Origin of the sequence: Hymenobacter sp. BT730 (genome assembly GCF_030542105.1) — a bacterium.
In the GTDB taxonomy this organism is placed as follows: Bacteria; Bacteroidota; Bacteroidia; order Cytophagales; family Hymenobacteraceae; genus Hymenobacter.
Genome location: NZ_JAUOFB010000002.1, coordinates 661,423 through 678,700 on the forward strand (window position 1 = coordinate 661,423; position 17,278 = coordinate 678,700).

Here is a 17,278-nt window from a genome sequence, read left to right on the forward strand (position 1 = left end):
AATGCTGCGGTATCGTTGATTGTGTATTTCTATATGCTATGTCGCTTCCCAATCTGAGGGTCGGGACATAGCATATAGAAATACGCAATGAATTACACAAGCCCGCTGCAAGTGTGAAGTAGGGCTTGCTGGTTTAGCGTAATATATTAAAAAAGCCCCGCGACCCTCAATTGAGGAACGCGGGGCTTTTTCATGTTTTGATAGCAACTTGCGTAGGGTGCCGATAATTTAAATCGCCGTTTCGTTAAACGAACAGAAGCTTTTTGAGCAGCACGAACGCACATGGGAACTCTCAGTAGCTTTTGCCATGTGTCAGCAGGAGCACCCAATCTGTGAAGAAGCTCTGGCCGCTACTGCTTTTCAATTGTTCGGGTTTCAACCACCCGCCCTTGCTGGATGACTTTAAGTAGGTACGAACCGGCGGCCAGGCCTGCGCCTATTTTTAGGCTGCCGCTGCCGCGGCCGGTCCACACCAGCTTGCCATTCACCGAGTAAACGGCTGCCTCAAACGGGCCGGGCAGCGCTACGGTCATTTCCGCGCTGTAGGGGTTTGGCCAGATGCTGGCCTGCGCTGTCCCCGTTCCGGCGAGGGTGCCCGTGACGGTCGCTGCGTTCATTACCTGCACGGCTCCTTGGTCAGGGACGGCCTCAAACACCACGTACCGCACCCCGGCGCTGGTCACTAGGCTGGACGGTACCGGCGTGGTGCCCCGCATTACCGTGGCGCCGGTCCAAGTAGTCGGCAGCTGTCGCCGCACCGTGACGGGTACGTTGTACACTAGGTCGGGCAAGTTGTCGGTCAGCGTCATGCTGAATTGCGTGGCCGACACGGTGGATTCAGTCACTACGGCCGCGTTGCGCTCCTTAATGTACTTCACCACGTCGGCAAACGTGCCTACCCAAAAGTCGGCATTGTTGGCGTTCATGTACGCTAGGTGCCCAGCCAACTCCGTCGATTGGGTGGGCGAGTACCCGCCATCGTTGTTGATGCCGTGGGTCAAGAACACACACCAACCCCGGGCGGTGCGGGCGGCATCGACCTTGGCATTGAAGTTGGCGGTGGTTTGCACCCTGCTCGCGTTGCCCGTGCTGATTGCGGTCAAGTTGTAGAAATCGCTGGGCGTGGCGGGCATTATTTGGTCATTGCAAATCCGGCCGGCAATGTAGTAGCTCTGAATGGTCGGCACATTCCCCGTCACGCAGAATGGATACGCTACCGTCTCGCATTTGGCCGTGGGCACGTTGGCCCTGATGGTGGCCTGCGACTGCTGTAACTCTGCCAACTGCTGGGCCACAGTGAGTCCGCCCAGGCTGGGGTGGGTAACAGTGTGGCTGGTGACCTCGTGTCCGTTGGCAGAGGCCGCGCGCAGTCCCCCCCAGTTCGGTCCCCAGTTGGTGACTGTGAACAGGGTTGTTTTGAAATTGTACTGGTCGAACAGCGGGATGGCAACTGGCAGTTGATTGGCGGTGTTGTCATCCAGGGTGTAGGTGACGGCCGCTGCCTTGAAGCCGCGCCAAGTGGCCACCTCATAGGCGGGACTGACCTGGGCCAGCAACGTGACGGGGCAACCAAGCGACGCGCTAGTAATGAGCAGTAAAAAATTCTTGGTTTTCATAAGCAATTAAACAGTGACGTTGGATTGAATAGTTTATTCTATTTGACTGTATTTGCTGTCATGAAAGCATGGGCCTGACCGAGTGCTGGCGGGCCGAGCTGCGGCCCCACAACGTGCGCGTGATGAAAATCAACCAGAGCGAAGTTTTACCAACTTTTCGGCCCGCGCTTGGGTACCCCCACCCAACGCCAACCCGGCGCGCAAGCTCCAAGCCGGCGGGATTGCATTGCCCACGTTGTGCACGCCATACTGCATTAGGCAGCCACTGGCAGTCTAGAAAGGATTTGCAGCAGGGAATCGACTTTCTCTTTGTCCTGGTCGCCTAGGGTAAAACGCCGTGGCAGCGTGGCACGTTATACCCCGAAACGCCCGTTTAGCTCCTTCCCATGCCTGACCTCCTTGGCACCCTGCGCACTGGCACCAGCGGCATCGTCGTGCCCGGCCCGAAGGCCACCTTTCCAGCGGCCTACCATGCGACGAGCCGCCTCACCTACTATGCCACCCTTTTTAACTCGGTGGAGATTAACAGCACCTTCTACCGCATCCCCCAGCCCAAAACGTTTGCGGCCTGGGCCGCGGAAACCGGCCCGGCGTTTGACTTTACCCTCAAGCTTTGGCGCGATATTACGCACACCAAGACGCTGGCCGAGGACCTCTCTGGCCTTGTCCGCTTTATCGATGCCGCCCGGGCGTTGGGTACCAAAAAGGGATGCCTGCTCATGCAGTTCCCGCCCAGCAACACCATTCGTCAGCTACACGCGGTCAGTGCCCTATTGACTGCGCTTGCCGCAGCAGACCCCGCCCACGAGTGGCGCCAAGCGGTGGAGTTTCGTCACCCAAGCTGGTATGCCGACGATACGTTTGATATGCTGGACCACCACGGCGCCAGCCTGGTGCTGCACGACAAAGGTCCCGCCCGAAACGCCCGGCTCAACGAGGGGGCGGACTTTGTCTATATGCGCTTCCACGGCCCGCAGGGAAACTACCGAGCGTCCTACGAGCGCGACTTTCTGCACGACCAAGCCGAGCAGATACACGACTACCTCCAGGAGGGGAAAGACGTGTATGCCTACTTCAACAATACCATGGGCGCCGCTTTTGAAAATGCCCAAGACCTGTACCGGCTGGTAGCGGAGCGGGCATGAGCCGTACGACGCGCGTCCGGGGGCAAGGGGACGCTGGTTTCCAGGGCCAGGTCGTGTTTAACCACGGCGCGGGCCTGTCTGGGTCAACCCTCGTTTTGCTTTACGATGCTCGTTGAATGAGTTCCCGAAACGCATATCCCCCATAGGTTTTCTGTACTTCGTTAATGGAACCCGTTGATGGAACCCAAGCTAGCCCGTCAGGTGGGATAGCAGGGCTTACCAGTGCCTGGGTGATGCGGTTCAGGAAAATGAGCGGGTAGGGTCACCCCGACACAGGAGCTTGCAACCTTTGTGGTCCGATAAGTCGCCTTATGTTCGGGCGTTGATGAACCTAAGGCAACTTATCGAACTTCCCTGGCTTTGGTAGTAGGCAACGTTTCCAACAGTTTCGCCAACTTCCACTACGTACGCCGCCAAGGAAAATCTAAGACCAATGGATTACCTGCCGTATCATACTGGCAGAACGGCACTAGGATTTCCTGGTGTTCCCCAGCTATGTCCATTGCCATGTAGCTTTCCTGGCCGTGAATGGGTGCTGGTGGCAGAAAGTGGGTTTTCCCCGGGTGGGGCGCATTGTCTTGCTGCAGCTGGCTGTAGGCTTCATGAAAGAGAAGAATGGGGCACTGTGACAGGTGCTGCAAGTGCTTGCCGACACCTAGTAGCGGGCCGCGGCTAGCAGTTCAGAGAAAGGAGGGTAATGGGAACACCACTTGCGCACCTCTTACTCGTCATAAGTATAAAATACATCGAATTCTACCCCTCCGAATTCGTCCACTTGTCGAGCCAGAGCCGACAGCCGCTCAAATTCTTCGGGGGTCGGTGCTTCAAAGGAAAATTCTTCGAGGTCCTCGAGTTCCACCACGTCTAGGCCGTACTCGTTCACGGCTTGCTCCACTTGATGCCGATAGGCGGCCGCAGAGGGGGTGCGGGCCAGCACGTTGACCACAAGGCCCTTGGCCCCAGCAAAATCGGAGTTCCCTTCCCGAGGAACGGCGTGAACACGGGCAATCCAAATCCCCATTTGAAAGCAATGATTTGTGGGTTTAGGCAACAGCTTGCCAAGGGTCAAAGATGGAAATAAAAGGACAAGAACGTTTAGGGAAACGGGGGCAAAGGCCGCCGGAAAAAGTCAGGGTATAGCGGGTAGGAGCTGTTCAACCTTCGCAACCGGGCCGGCGGCCTCGTTTTGCCCCTACCGCTTCAACAGCCGGGTCTGCCAGCGCGCCTGCTCCTGACCGGGCCAGTACTTGCTCAGCGAAGAAAAATCGACAAGAGGGCAGAACTTGCCAGCGAGGAAAAAGCTGCTTTTCACTACCGAGGGGGATTAAGGCCGGGGGATAGATTCTTTAGTTGGATTTGTGCTGCAAACACTTTACTTGCAGGAGATTAAACCCCTGCCCTTATGGAAGTCGAAGTGCTGAAGTACCCTGCGGTACGCAATTACATCGCCGGACAATTTGTAGTGGACGCCAGCTCGCGCACCCTGGACGTAATGAGCCCCGTCAATGGGGCGGTGATTTCGACCGTGCCCCTGAGCGGGCGGGTAGCTTTGGACCAAGCCGTAGAGGCCGCGCAGGCGGCATTTCCGGCTTGGTCGGCTATACCGATCAAGGAGCGGGTGCAAATCTTTTACCGCTACAAAACCCTGCTGGAGAAGAACCTGGCGGAGCTGACGGCCCTGGTCCGCGAAGAGAACGGAAAAACGTCGGACGAGGCGCGGGCCGAGGTGGAAAAAGCCATTGAGCTGACGGAGTTTGCCTGCTCCCTGCCTCAGCTGGTGGCCGGGGAGCTGCTGGAGGTCAGCGCGGGCGTGGAGTGCCGCGTGGACCGCAAGCCCTTGGGCGTGGTGGCCTCCATTGCTCCCTTCAACTTCCCCAACATGGTCCCGCACTGGACCATCCCCAACGCCATTGCCCTGGGCAACTGTATGATCCTAAAGCCTTCGGAGCAGGTGCCGATCAGCGCGGGCCGCATAGCCGAGCTACTGAAGGAAGCCGGCTTGCCCGACGGGGTACTCAACATTGTGCACGGCGACAAGGAAATTGTAGAAGCCATTTGCGACCACCCCGGCATTAAGGCGGTGTCGTTTGTGGGCTCTACCAAGATTGCTAAAGTGGTTTACCAGCGCGCCACGGCCAACCTGAAGCGCTGCGTGGCGCTGGGCGGAGCCAAAAACCACCTACTCGTGCTGCCGGATGCCCACGTGGACATGACGGCCTCCAACGTGGCCGCGTCTATGTCGGGGTGCGCGGGGCAGCGCTGCATGGCGGGCTCGGCCATGGTGGCCGTGGGAGCCGTGGAGCCCATCATCGCCCGGCTGGTAGAAGAGGCCCGCAGGATTGTGCCGGGCAAGAACCTGGGGTCTGTTATTAGCAGCCAGGCCAAGGAGCGCATTGAGCGCTACATCACGGAGGCGGAAGCAGCCGGTGCCAAAGTGCTGCTCGATGGCCGGAATGCCGTGGTGCCCGGGCAGGAGGAGGGCTACTACGTCGGCCCCACCGTCATCGACCACGTCACGCCTGATATGGCCATTGCCCGCGAAGAAGTGTTCGGACCCGTGCTGGCCATCATTCGGGCCAACACCCTCGACGAAGCCCTGGATATTGAAAACGCCTCCAACTATGGCAATGCGGCCTCAGTGTTCACCCAGAGTGGGGGGTTGGCCCGCTACGTCATGGACAATGCTTCGGCCGGTATGATTGGCGTCAACATCGGGGTGCCCGTGCCGCGCGAGCCCTTCTCCTTCGGGGGCTGGAATGAGTCGAAGTTTGGGGCCTGCGACATCACCGGCAAAAGCTCCATCGAGTTCTGGACCCAGCTCAAGAAGGTCACCACCAAGTGGAACCCCGAGTCGCGGACCAACTGGATGAGCTAAGCCCGAGTTTCTGCCTTTGTAATTCGTCTCTTTCAACTCCCTTCTCGACCATGGAAACGCTCACCTCCGATAAGCAGAAAATCCTTCAGGACAACCTCGATTACACGCTTTTCTCCTGGTCGAAGCAGGCGGGCCTGAACCCCATCAATGCCGAGCGGGCCGAGGGGGTGTATGTGTACGACCGGGACGGGAAACGCTACTTAGACTTCTCTTCCCAGCTGATGAACGTGAATATCGGCCACGGCAATCAGAAGGTGACGGAGGCGGTGGCTGCCCAGATGCAGGAGCTGAGCTACGTGTACCCCGGCATGATAACGAAGGCCCGCGGCGACCTGGGAAAAAAGCTGGCCGAAATCACCCCGCCCAACCTGACCAAAGCCTTTTTCACGCTGGGCGGCGCCGAGTCCATTGAGAATGCCATTAAGCTGGCCCGCGTGTACACCGGCCGCCACAAAATCGTCTCCCTCTATCTGTCCTTCCACGGGGCTTCCTACGGGGCCATCAGTGCCGGCGGCGACCCACGCAAACTGGCCGTTGACAGCCAGGCCATGCCCGGCGTGGTGCACGTAGAAAACCCTTATTTCTACCGCTGCCCGTGGTACAGCACCACCCCGGAAGAGTGTGCGGAGCGGGCCGCCGCCCACATGGAGCGGGTCATTCAGTATGAAGGCCCGGGTAATGTAGCCGCCATTCTGATGGAAGGCGAATCAGGCACCTCGGGCTGCATTAAATACCCGCCCACCTACTGGCAGCGGGTGCGCGCCATCTGCGACAAATACGGCATTCTGCTTATTGCCGATGAAGTGATGAGCGGTTTCGGGCGTACCGGCAAATGGTTTGGGTCTGACCACCACGGCGTAAAGGTGGACATGATGGCCATGGCCAAGGGCATCACGGCGGGCTACCTGCCCCTGGGCGCCGTGATGGTGGATGAGCAGATTGCGCACTCCTTTGATGACAAGCCCCTGCCGCTAGGCCTCACCTACTCGGCCCACCCGGTTTCCTGCGCCGCCGCGTTAGCCGTGCTCGATATCTACGAAGACGACAACCTACTAGAAAATGCCGCCGAGATGGGTCGTTACATCGATGCTCGCGTGGCCGAAATGGCGACCCGCCACCCCTCCATCGGCGACTTCCGCAACACGGGCCTGCTGGGCTGCATTGAGCTGGTGAAAAACCGCACCACCAAGGAGCCCATGGCGCCCTGGAATGCCGCGCCCCACCAAATGGACGTGATGAACCAGGTAGCGGCCAAAATCCGGGAGCTGGGCATGTACACCTTCGTGCGCTGGAATTATATCTTCATCGCGCCACCTCTTAACATCACCAAAGAAGAGGTGGACGAAGGACTGGACATCATCTCGCAAGCCATCCGCATCGCCGACGAGCACGTGCACTAAGGTTAGCTCCGCTAGGCCAGTCTCTTTCCTGCTGTTTCCCCTGATTAGCTCCCGCGGTAGCGGGAGGCGAGGCTTTGTTTGTGGCAGGCAAAAAGCCAGCAACCCCTTGGTTTTGAATTTGTAAAGAAAAACTCCTATATTTTTCTTCTCCAATCCCACCTCCCTTTCTCTTTCCCCGGATGTCGTCTTTGCTGATTAAAAATGGCCGCGTCGTCACGGCTGATTCCGACGCGGTGTGCGATGTGCTGATCGACGGCGAAACCATCGTCTCTATCGGCCGGAATCTGCCCGTGCAAGCCGATCAGGTACTAGATGCCACCGGCAAGCTGGTATTGCCCGGCGGCATCGATCCGCACGTGCACCTAGATATGCCTTTCATGGGCACCTTCAGCAGCGACACCCACGAAACGGGCACCCGCGCCGCCCTGCACGGTGGCACTACCACCGTGATTGACTTCGTGCTCCAGAAGCAGGGCCACTCCCTGCGCGAAGCCCTCACGGAGTGGCAGGGCCGCGCCACCGGTACTGCCGTCGGCGACTACTCTTTCCACATGGCCGTCACGGACTTCAATGAGCACACGCGGGCGGAAATTGCGGACATAGTGGCCGAAGGCATCACCTCCTTCAAGGCGTTTATGGCCTATAAGGGCGCGCTTATGATTGACGATGCCCAAATGGTAGGCCTCATGCAGGAAGTGAAAAAGCATGGGGCATTGGTCACCGTGCACGCCACCAACGGCGACATGATTGATACGCTGGTAGCCCAGCACCGCACCCAAGGCAAACTTTCCCCCCTGTATCATTACCTCTCCCAGCCCGAAGTAACGGAAGCCGAAGCCTCAGGCCGCTTCACGGATATTGCCAACTACACGGGCGTCAATGCCTACATCGTGCACCTGACCTGCGAAGGGGCTCTGAACCAGGTGCGCGAAGCTACCCGACGCAACCAGCGGGTGTTTGTGGAAACCTGCATTCAATACCTGGTGCTGGATGCTTCGCTGTATCAGGAGGAGTTTGAGGGGGCCAAGTGGGTGATGTCGCCGCCGCTACGGGAGAAAAAGGACCAGGAAACGCTCTGGGCAGGCATCAACCAGGGCCTGGTGCAGGTGGTTGGCACGGATCATTGCCCATTTATGTGGGAACAGAAGCAGCTGGGCCGCCACGACTTCTCCAAGATTCCGAACGGACACCCGGCCATTGAGCACCGCATGGAACTGCTGTTTTCCGAAGGCGTGAGCAAGGGCCGCATCAGCCTCCAGAAGTTTGTGGAAGTGACAGCTACCAACGCCGCCAAAATCTTCGGCATGTTTCCCCGCAAAGGCACCATCAGCATTGGCGCCGATGCTGACCTGGTCATCCTCGACCCGAAGCGTAAGCACTCCATTTCCGCGGAAACCCACCACATGAACGTCGACTACTCGGCCTACGAAGGCTGGGAACTCACTGGCAAGATTGAAACCGTGCTGCTGCGGGGCCAGGTGGCCGTGCACGACGGGCAGGCCCTGGTGGGCAAAGGCTACGGCCAGTTTATCAAGCGCGGCGTCACCGTTTTCTAACGGCTCTAGGCCACCTCCCCGCTACAGTACTGGCCTAGGCCACTTTCCTATACCTCAACCTCTGAACCCTATGCTCATGCCCCGAATCGTAAAATCCGGTCTTATCCAGATGAGTTTGCCCATGACCGAAGGCCAGGGCTCCATTGAGGAAATCAAGGAAGCCATGGTGCAAAAGCACATTCCGCTGATTGAGGAAGCGGGGCGCCAGGGCGTGCAGATTCTGTGTCTGCAGGAGATTTTCAACACACCCTACTTCTGCCCGGGCCAGGACAAAGCGTGGTATGCGTCGGCCGAATCGGTGCCGGGGCCTACGACGGAGCGTATGGCCGAGTACGCTAAAAAGTACAATATGGTGATGATTGTGCCGGTGTACGAGCGAGAGTCGGCGGGCTTCCTCTACAACACCGCGGCCGTGATTGACGCCGACGGTACCTACCTAGGCAAGTACCGCAAAAACCATATTCCACACACTTCGGGTTTTTGGGAGAAGTTCTTCTTCAAGCCCGGCAACCTGGGCTACCCGGTGTTCCAGACCAAGTACGCCAAAGTAGGCGTGTACATCTGCTACGACCGGCATTTCCCGGATGGTGCCCGCGTGCTAGGCCTCAACGGGGCCGAAATCGTGTATAACCCTTCCGCAACGGTGGCGGGCCTCTCGCAATATCTCTGGAAGCTGGAGCAGCCGGCCCATGCTGCCGCCAATGGCTACTTCATGGGCTGCATCAATCGGGTAGGGGAGGAGAAGCCCTGGAACCTGGGCAAGTTCTACGGAACGTCCTATTTCGTGGACCCAAGGGGGCAAATATTCGCGCAGGCCTCCGAGGATAAAGACGAGCTGCTCGTGGCCGAGTTTGATCTGGACCTGATTGAGGAGGTGCGCGCCACCTGGCAGTTCTACCGCGACCGGCGCCCCGAAACCTACGAGAAGCTGGTAGAGCTGTAGACGCCAAGCGCTAGGCCACTCCTAATCAGGTAGAGCATCCTAACCATTCGATTGTATGGCTGAGTTTCCCATTCCTGCCTCTGAGCAGGACTTTCACGCCAATTTCGCCCAGCTCAAGCCCCGGATGAACAACACGGAGGCGCTGTACGAAAGCTCGCGGTGCCTGTTCTGCTTTGATGCGCCCTGCATCAAGGCGTGTCCTACGGGCATTGATATTCCGCAGTTTATCCGGCAGATCAATACCGGCAACGTGACGGGCGCCGCCAAAACCATCTACGAGGCCAACTATTTTGGGAATGCCTGCGGGAAAGTGTGCCCTACGGAGGTGCTCTGCGAAGGTGCGTGCGTGTACAACCTGCAGGATGTGAAGCCGATAGAAATCGGTCGTTTGCAAAGCTTTGCTACCCGCCAGGTTATTGAAAGCGACCAGCATCTGTTTAAGCCGGGCCAGCCCAACGGTCGGAAGGTGGCCATCATCGGGGCGGGGCCGGCAGGAATTTCCTGCGCCTGTGAGCTGCGGGCCCTGGGCTATGAGGTGGATGTGTTCGAAGCCAAAGCCCAGCCATCGGGCCTGACGGTGTACGGGGTGGCTCCTTACAAAATCACGAACGAGGAGGTACTGGCCGAAATAGACTATCTACAGGCCCAGTTTGGCTTCCACGTGCATTACCATTCACCCATTGCTACCCGCCAGGAACTGGAGGCCCTGGAAGAAACCTACGACGCCATTTTCCTGGGCATCGGCCTGGGCGGCACCAACGCCCTGCGGCTGCCCGGCGAGGACCGCCAGAATTGCGTGGGCGCGGTGGAATTCATTGAGCAGCTCCGCCAGCACCACCACCGCGTAGCTGTGGGCCGCAAGGTGATTGTGCTGGGTGGCGGCAACACGGCCATGGATGCCGCTTCGGAGTCAGCGCGCTTGGGTGCCGAAGACGTAATCCTGGCCTACCGGCGCGGCAAAGATGAGATGGGGGCCTACGAGTTTGAATACGACCTGGCCAAGAGCGTGGGCGTGAAAGGCCTGTTCAACGTGGCCCCAATTGAGATTGTGGGCAACGGCAAGGTGGAAGGCATCAGGTTCGTGCGCACCCAAACCCTCAATGGGCAGGTGCAGGTGGTGCCGGGTACGGAGTTCGTGGAGCCTTGTGATATGGTCATCAAAGCCACGGGCCAGGCCAAGCAGGTTTCCTTTTTGCGCCACATACCGAGCCTGGAGCTCGATAAAAATGGCCGCATTGTGGCCAACGCGGCATCCGGGCAAACCACCAACCCCCAATATTTTACCTCCGGCGATGCGCGCAACGGCGGAGCCGAAGTGGTGAATGCTGCCGCCGAAGCCAAAGCAGCTGCCCGCGGCATTCATGCCTACTTGCTAGGTCAGTAGTAACTGTCACTTAGCCGGTCAAATACACTCAGTATATCACCTGCAAGCCGGCCTAGGCCTGTTTCCTCAATTGACTTTCTGATGCCAGACCTCTCGATAAACTTTGCTGGAATAAAGTCGCCGAACCCGTTCTGGCTGGCCTCTGCGCCGCCTACCAACTCCGGCTATCAGGTGATGAAAGCCTTTGATGCCGGCTGGGGCGGCGCGGTCTGGAAAACGCTGGGCGTGCCCGTCGTGAACGTATCGAGCCGCTACGGGGGAGTCAATTACCGCGACAAGCGGCTGATTGGCTTCAACAACATCGAGCTGATTTCGGACCGCCCCCTGGTCGACAACCTGCGCGAGATGGAGGAAGTGAAAAAGCACTTCCCCCAGCACGCTGTCATTGCCTCCCTCATGGTGCAAAGCCGGGAGGAGTGGCACCAGATTGTGCGCGACGTCACGAATGCCGGCGCCGATGGCATCGAGCTGAACTTCGGCTGCCCCCACGGCATGTGCGAGCGGGGCATGGGCTCGGCGGTCGGGCAGGAGCCCGACGTGCTGCGCCTGATCGTGGAATGGGTGATGGAAGTAGCCCAGATTCCGGTGATTGTGAAGCTCACGCCCAACATCTCTGACATCACGGAGCCCGCCCGGGCCGCCCGCCTCGGCGGGGCCGACGCCATTTCACTGATCAACACCATCCAGAGCATTGTAGGCGTCGATCTGGACTTGTTTGCGCCTTACCCCATTGTGGACGGCCAGGGCACCAATGGTGGCTACTGCGGCCCGGCCGTGAAGCCCATTGCCCTGAACATGGTGAAAAACTGCGCCCAGGACCCGCACGTGGCGCTGCCCATCTCCGGCATCGGGGGGATTGAAAACTGGCGCGATGCCGTAGAGCACATCCTGCTCGGGGCCTCCTCGGTGCAGGTGTGCACGGCGGCCATGCACTTTGGATTTGGCATCATCCGCGAAATGACGGCGGGGCTGGAGCAGTACATGACAGAAAAGGGCTTTGCCACGATTCATGATATGGTGGGCAAGGCCCTGCCGAACGTGAAGCACTGGGAAGACCTGAACCTGAAGTACAAGGTGACGGCCACCATTCACGAAGACAAGTGTATCGGCTGTCAGCTTTGCTATACGGCCTGCGAAGACGGAGCCCACCAGGCCATTGCCCTGCGTGAGGGAACCCGGGTGCCGGAAATAATTGAGGAGAACTGCGTGGGCTGCAACCTCTGCTCCCTGGTGTGCCCCGTGGAGCAATGCATCACAATGGAGCGCACCGACGATGGCACGGAGCACCTCACCTGGAAGGAGCGCACCCTGGCCAACTCCATCCCGACGAGCTTCAACGACGAGCGGGCGGGTGGCCTACACCACTGGGTGCCCGAGCCCACAGCGGCGCTTGGCAAGGAAAAGCACAAAACCCTGCCCGGCAAAGCGCGGCAGCTCGGACAGCCATCCCCGGTTAGTACAGAGCTAAAGAGCTAGCTTTATGCGTCACTGCAAGAGCAGAAGCATATCTATCAGATCAGCAGCTGTTTATGCACTCGTTTCATTAAAAATCTCTTGCCCATGGATGCGCCCCAGTTGCCCGCTGCCCAGCCGCCAGCGGCGGGGTTGACCAGTGAAGACCTGGCCCCCGTTGCCTTAGCGGACCGTACCTGGAACACCTGGAATTACGCCGCGCTCTGGATCAGCATGAGTCTGTGCATACCTACCTACATGCTGGCCAGCTCCCTGATTGAGGGGGGCATGAACTGGTGGCAGGCCATTCTGACCATCTTTCTGGGCAACAGCATTGTGCTGGTGCCGATGGTGCTGAACGGGCGAGCCGGGGCCACTTACGGCATTCCGTTTCCGGTATTTGCACGGGTGAGCTTTGGGGTCCGGGGGGCCAATATTCCGGCCCTGATGCGCGCCATTATTGCCTGCGGCTGGTTCGGCATCCAAACCTGGATTGGCGGATTTGCGCTTTACCAGATGGTGAAGCTCTGGGTGCCCGGCATCGCCACGCTGCCCGCCGTATTTCCGGCTTCGTGGTCGCTGGAAACCGGGCCGGCCCTCCTGTTTCTGCTGTTCTGGCTGCTCAATATCTACGTGGTCTATCTAGGCGTAGACAGCATCCGGAAGCTGCTGGTGTTTAAAGCGTTCTTCCTGCCATTTGCGGCCCTGGCGCTGTTGTTCTGGGCCATCCGCGCGGGCCATGGCTTAGGCCCCATTCTGGCACGGCCTGCCAAGTTTGCCTCTTCTGCCGAATTCTGGGCGTTCTTCTTTCCCTCCCTGACGGGCATGGTCGGCTTTTGGGCCACCTTGTCGCTAAACATTCCGGACTTTACGCGCTACGCCAAAAGCCAGCGCGCCCAAGTAATTGGGCAGGCCCTGGGGCTGCCGGTGCCCATGACCCTGTTTGCATTTATCGGCGTCGTAGTGACCTCGGCCACCTTTCTGGTATACGGGCAAACCATCTGGGACCCCGTCGTGCTGGCGGGCCGCTTTGACAGCAAGCTGCTGGTGAGTGTTGCCATGGTGGCCGTGGCCCTGTCGACGCTGGCCACCAACATCGCGGCCAACATTGTCAGCCCGGCCAACGACTTCGCCAACCTTTCGCCGGCCCACATCAGCTTCAAAACCGGCGGCTACATTACGGGCATCATCGGCATCCTGATCTTTCCCTGGAAGCTTATTGCGGATCCTTCGGGCTATATCTTCACGTGGTTGGTGGGCTACTCGGCCCTGCTAGGCCCTATCGGCGGCATCATGATTGCCGATTACTACTTTATTCGCAAGCAACAGCTCCACCTGCCCGACCTGTATCAGTACACTGGCCGCTATGCCTATCAGAATGGCTTTAACAGGTGGGCACTCCTGGCGCTGGTGTCGGGCATTGCCCCCAATATTCCTGGCTTTTTGGTGGCCGTTGGTTTCACCTCCCGGGGCCTAACCTGGCCCTGGCTGGTGGGCCTGTATAACTATGCCTGGTTTGTCGGCTTCTTTATTTCCGCCGGTTCCTACCTGGTGCTGATGAGCAGGGCGAAAAAAGCTGCCGCGCAGTCGTTGCACCGCCCAACCACGGACTATCAGGTATCTCCCACGTAGACTACCGCAGCAATTGGCACCGATGGTGCCTCCCCGGCAAGGGTAGGCCAAGCGATTCTGCGGCTTATAACATTTATGAAACGGACGTTTAATAGAGGGGAAGGTTGAGCGGATAGATTTCGATAAGATTGCGACGCAGACCCATACCATATTAGCCAGTTGTAAATAGGGTATGAGAAGTTGCCTTATGTTTATCTGAAGACTATCGTATAGGCTTTGGCTGAGAAGCCCCTGCCGTTCAAACCAACATCTTTTCGCGAATCGAAAGCCCAGCCCCGTCCTTCATCAATGCGAACCGACTGAGTTGAACGCCCCGCCACTTGAAGGGCCATAGCATCTACCCCGAAATTTGTCGGACCGATAACCGCAGGGCAATGCCTGACGTTAAATAGCCGGCCTGCTTCCAGCTGCTGGGCGCGCCTGGACCGGACTCCATATGCTGAAAACCGGGCGCCCATTTTCTTTTTACCGCCCCATGGCGCATGGAATATCGGTCATCCGGGTGGGGAAGCTGGAAACAGGCTTATCCGGGTTGTTTCTCGTCCGCCGATAACCCGGGTGCCGGCTTGGGTATCCGGTTCAGATCCCCGGTTTCGCGGATGAAGCCGGCCTTCAGGTGCTCATAGAGCGAGTGCGGGTCCACAAGCGAAGCGACACCCTGAGCCAGCAGGCCGCTAATCAGCAGCTGAAAAATGGCCGAGTGCCGGTCCGTCATTTCCAGCACCAGAATGGCGGCCGTGAAGGGAGAGCGGACGACGCCGGTCAGGAAGCTGACCATGGCCACCAGAATCAGCAGGTTGCGGTCGGCCACGGCCACATGGAACACCTGACAGATGCCATCGCCCAAGATGGCCCCGGCGCTGAGTGAGGTAGCAAACACCCCACCTGCGCCGCCGCTGCTGTAGCTGAGCACCATCCCCGCGAAACGCACCGGAAACAGATACCAGGGCGTATTACCCTCATTCTGAAACAGCAGCCGGTTGATAATGGGCTTGCCTGTACCCACGCCCTCACTGCCCACCCAGTAAGCCAGCCCGCCTAGCAGCAGCCCGCAGCCGAGCACCCAGCCTGCCTGCGCGGCCAGGGAAGTAAAACGCTGCCGATAGCGCCCCAGCCAGAGGAGGGTTTTGGCAAACACGGCCCCGGCCAGCCCGCACCCCAGTGCCACTAAGAGCACCAATAGCTGCCCCCAGCCGGATACCGGGATGATTTTGGGGAAGCCCAGGTACAGATAAGGCCCCAGAAACGTCTGCGCCGTGAGCCCGGCAATGATCACGGCCGTAAACACGGCCATGCGGAAGCGGGCCATGTGCATCTGCGTGAGCTCCTCTACCACGAACACAATGCCCCCCAAGGGGGTGTTGAAGGCCGCCGCCAGCCCCGCGGCGCCGCCCGTGACCAGGGCAATCTGGCGCGAGAGCTGTGGCCACCCGGCGGGTTGCAGTTTATTGATGGCCCGGAAAATGGCCGCTGAAATCTGAATGGTGGGCCCCTCGCGGCCAATCACGCCGCCGCCCAGCAGCAGCACCACGCTGCTCAGCACTTTCACGATGGCCACGCGCAAGCTCAGCAGATACGCCGTGCGGTGGTGCTGCCCGGGGTTTGACAGTTCGATGCCCGCCATCACTTGGGGAATGCCGCTGCCGCGCGCCGCCGGCGCCCACTGCTGCACCAGCAGCCACGAGGCGCCAAAGGCCAGCGGCGTGAGCCCAAAGGCCAGCCCCGGCGTGCGCGCCAGCCACGAAAAGCTGACCTGCTCGGCCCAGACAAACACTTTCTCGTAGCCCACGGCCACCATCCCCGTCAGGATGGAGGCAATCCAGAAAGGGAAGCTCTGCAGGATGAGCCGCCGCACCCGGTCGGTGTAGAAAGGACGGATGATGCGCTGGTCAAGCCAAGCCAGGACGCGGGCGTAGCGGGTAGGAGAATTTGACATGCAATGAGGGGGATGGGAGCACAAAGCTAATGGTCGGCGCTAGCTTCGGTCGCCGCGGTGCTCAGGCCCAGCCTTTTGACCAGGGGCCCGATGCTGAGACCCTGCACGATGATGCTGAAGACCACCACCACGTAGGTAATGCCCACCAGCAGGTCGCGGGGCATGGAATCGGGCAGCGACAGGGCCAGGGCCACAGATATGCCGCCCCGCAGCCCACCCCAGGTCAATACCCGCAGGGTCTGCCGGTCAAAGGGATAGTAGCGCCGCAGTAGCACCAGGGGCAGGCCTACTGAGGCCCACCGGGCCAGGAGCACCACCAGAATAGTGACGCCACCCACTAGCAGGGTGGTGCGGCTGATGTCCAGGATGAGCATCTCCAGACCAATGAGCAGGAACAGCACCGCATTGAGGATCTCATCCAGGATTTCCCAGAACTTGTCCAGGTATTCCCGGGTCAGGTCCGACATGCCCAGCGCCCGGCCCTTGTCCCCCACGATCAGGCCGGCCACCACGATGGCCAGCGGCCCCGAGGTGTGCAGGGCTGCCGCTAGGGCCGTGCCGCCCATCACCAGGGCCAGGGTAATGAGCACTTCCACCTGGTAGTTGTCGATGCTGCGCAGGGCCCAGAAGGTGACGTAGCCCAGCACGGCTCCCAGGATTATGCCCCCTACAGCTTCCTGCAGGAACAGGTGCCCGATGACGGCGGGCGTGGCCTGCGCGGCGCCAAAGCGGGCAATCTGGAACAAGCTCACGAACACCACTACGGCAATACCGTCATTGAACAGGGACTCGCCCACGATGCGCATTTCCAGGCGCTTGTCGATGCGGGCGGCCTTGAGAATGCCCAGCACGGCAATCGGGTCGGTGGGTGAGATAAGGGCCCCGAACAGCAGGCAATAGATCAAGTCGGTGGGCAGCCCGAACAGGGGCAGCAGATAATACACTGCCGTGCCGACCAGGGCGGTGGAGAGCAGGGTGCCGGCCGTGGCCATGACCCCCACGGCCAGCCCTTCCCGGCCCAGGGCGCGCACATCCACGTGCAGGGAGCCGGCAAACAGCAGGAAGCTCAGCATCACCTGCATGAGCACGGAGTGGAAGTCCAGGCTGCGCACCAGGTTCGTGGCCGTCAGCACCCAGCCGACGCCCAGCTTGCCCAGCCCAATGGCCAGCAGTGAGGAGGCCAGGCCTAGAATCATCAACCCGATGGTGCCCGGCAGCTTCAGCAGACGGTGGTTGAGATAGCCAAAAACGGCGGCGACCACGAGCAGCAGGGCCAGGGTATTGTATAATTCCATCCAAGAGTACGGTTGAGTTACGTTTCGCTAGACGCGGATTCCGG

At 59.5% G+C, this 17,278-nt stretch carries 12 protein-coding genes; 8 read left to right on the forward strand and 4 right to left on the reverse strand.

The window, feature by feature from the left end; translation table 11 throughout:
* Nucleotides 1–350: 350 nt before the first annotated feature.
* A complete protein-coding gene (locus Q4G72_RS09685) occupies nt 351–1,616 on the reverse strand; it encodes a polysaccharide deacetylase family protein (RefSeq protein ID WP_303311212.1) in 1,266 nt (421 codons plus the stop codon).
* A 386-nt stretch (nt 1,617–2,002) separates the two neighbouring features.
* Here Q4G72_RS09685 and Q4G72_RS09690 point away from each other — a divergent pair, with 386 nt between their 5' ends.
* The gene (locus Q4G72_RS09690) at nt 2,003–2,761 is read left to right on the forward strand and encodes a DUF72 domain-containing protein (RefSeq protein WP_303311213.1); all 759 of its coding nucleotides are present in this window, start codon (nt 2,003–2,005) and stop codon (nt 2,759–2,761) included.
* A 721-nt stretch (nt 2,762–3,482) separates the two neighbouring features.
* On the opposite strand, the gene Q4G72_RS09695 is transcribed toward Q4G72_RS09690, so the two are convergent.
* The gene (locus tag Q4G72_RS09695) at nt 3,483–3,830 is read right to left on the reverse strand and encodes a hypothetical protein (RefSeq protein ID WP_303311214.1); all 348 of its coding nucleotides are present in this window, start codon (nt 3,828–3,830) and stop codon (nt 3,483–3,485) included.
* 333 nt (nt 3,831–4,163) lie between these two features.
* On the opposite strand from Q4G72_RS09695, the gene Q4G72_RS09700 reads away from it, so the two are divergent.
* The 7 genes from Q4G72_RS09700 to Q4G72_RS09730 all read left to right on the forward strand — a co-directional run bounded on the left by Q4G72_RS09700 (nt 4,164) and on the right by Q4G72_RS09730 (nt 14,003).
* Nucleotides 4,164–5,636 (forward strand): CoA-acylating methylmalonate-semialdehyde dehydrogenase, encoded by a 1,473-nt coding sequence (locus tag Q4G72_RS09700; protein ID WP_303311215.1) that lies wholly within the window; start codon nt 4,164–4,166, stop codon nt 5,634–5,636.
* A gap of 50 nt (nt 5,637–5,686) precedes the next feature.
* A complete protein-coding gene (locus tag Q4G72_RS09705) occupies nt 5,687–7,036 on the forward strand; it encodes an aminotransferase class III-fold pyridoxal phosphate-dependent enzyme (protein WP_303311216.1) in 1,350 nt (449 codons plus the stop codon).
* 179 nt (nt 7,037–7,215) lie between these two features.
* Nucleotides 7,216–8,592 (forward strand): dihydropyrimidinase, encoded by a 1,377-nt coding sequence (gene hydA / locus Q4G72_RS09710; protein ID WP_303311217.1) that lies wholly within the window; start codon nt 7,216–7,218, stop codon nt 8,590–8,592.
* A 76-nt stretch (nt 8,593–8,668) separates the two neighbouring features.
* Entirely contained in the window at nt 8,669–9,535 is an 867-nt protein-coding gene (locus Q4G72_RS09715; protein WP_303311218.1) for a nitrilase-related carbon-nitrogen hydrolase, read from the forward strand.
* Between the two features lie 55 nt (nt 9,536–9,590).
* Complete coding sequence (locus tag Q4G72_RS09720) at nt 9,591–10,919, forward strand: FAD-dependent oxidoreductase (RefSeq protein ID WP_303311219.1); 1,329 nt, start codon at nt 9,591–9,593, stop codon at nt 10,917–10,919.
* Between the two features lie 81 nt (nt 10,920–11,000).
* Nucleotides 11,001–12,395 (forward strand): NAD-dependent dihydropyrimidine dehydrogenase subunit PreA, encoded by a 1,395-nt coding sequence (preA, locus tag Q4G72_RS09725; protein WP_303311220.1) that lies wholly within the window; start codon nt 11,001–11,003, stop codon nt 12,393–12,395.
* Between the two features lie 84 nt (nt 12,396–12,479).
* On the forward strand, nt 12,480–14,003 hold the full coding sequence (locus tag Q4G72_RS09730) for an NCS1 family nucleobase:cation symporter-1 (RefSeq protein ID WP_303311221.1): 1,524 nt from the start codon (nt 12,480–12,482) through the stop codon (nt 14,001–14,003).
* A 523-nt stretch (nt 14,004–14,526) separates the two neighbouring features.
* Here Q4G72_RS09730 and Q4G72_RS09735 read toward each other — a convergent pair.
* Together Q4G72_RS09735 and Q4G72_RS09740 are read right to left on the reverse strand one after the other, a co-directional pair.
* Complete coding sequence (locus Q4G72_RS09735; RefSeq protein WP_303311222.1) at nt 14,527–15,939, reverse strand: chloride channel protein; 1,413 nt, start codon at nt 15,937–15,939, stop codon at nt 14,527–14,529.
* 26 nt (nt 15,940–15,965) lie between these two features.
* On the reverse strand, nt 15,966–17,234 hold the full coding sequence (locus Q4G72_RS09740; protein WP_303311223.1) for a cation:proton antiporter: 1,269 nt from the start codon (nt 17,232–17,234) through the stop codon (nt 15,966–15,968).
* Nucleotides 17,235–17,278 lie beyond the last annotated feature (44 nt).

Coding starts and splice junctions, on each gene's coding strand:
- Q4G72_RS09690 (WP_303311213.1), top strand. CDS start 2,003: ATGCCTGACCTCCTTGGCACCCTGCGCACTGGCACCAGCGGCATCGTC.
- Q4G72_RS09730 (WP_303311221.1), top strand. CDS start 12,480: ATGGATGCGCCCCAGTTGCCCGCTGCCCAGCCGCCAGCGGCGGGGTTG.
- preA (WP_303311220.1), top strand. CDS start 11,001: ATGCCAGACCTCTCGATAAACTTTGCTGGAATAAAGTCGCCGAACCCG.
- Q4G72_RS09720 (WP_303311219.1), top strand. CDS start 9,591: ATGGCTGAGTTTCCCATTCCTGCCTCTGAGCAGGACTTTCACGCCAAT.
- Q4G72_RS09700 (WP_303311215.1), top strand. CDS start 4,164: ATGGAAGTCGAAGTGCTGAAGTACCCTGCGGTACGCAATTACATCGCC.
- Q4G72_RS09705 (WP_303311216.1), top strand. CDS start 5,687: ATGGAAACGCTCACCTCCGATAAGCAGAAAATCCTTCAGGACAACCTC.
- Q4G72_RS09735 (WP_303311222.1), bottom strand. CDS start 15,939: ATGTCAAATTCTCCTACCCGCTACGCCCGCGTCCTGGCTTGGCTTGAC.
- Q4G72_RS09685 (WP_303311212.1), bottom strand. CDS start 1,616: ATGAAAACCAAGAATTTTTTACTGCTCATTACTAGCGCGTCGCTTGGT.
- Q4G72_RS09715 (WP_303311218.1), top strand. CDS start 8,669: ATGCCCCGAATCGTAAAATCCGGTCTTATCCAGATGAGTTTGCCCATG.
- hydA (WP_303311217.1), top strand. CDS start 7,216: ATGTCGTCTTTGCTGATTAAAAATGGCCGCGTCGTCACGGCTGATTCC.
- Q4G72_RS09740 (WP_303311223.1), bottom strand. CDS start 17,234: ATGGAATTATACAATACCCTGGCCCTGCTGCTCGTGGTCGCCGCCGTT.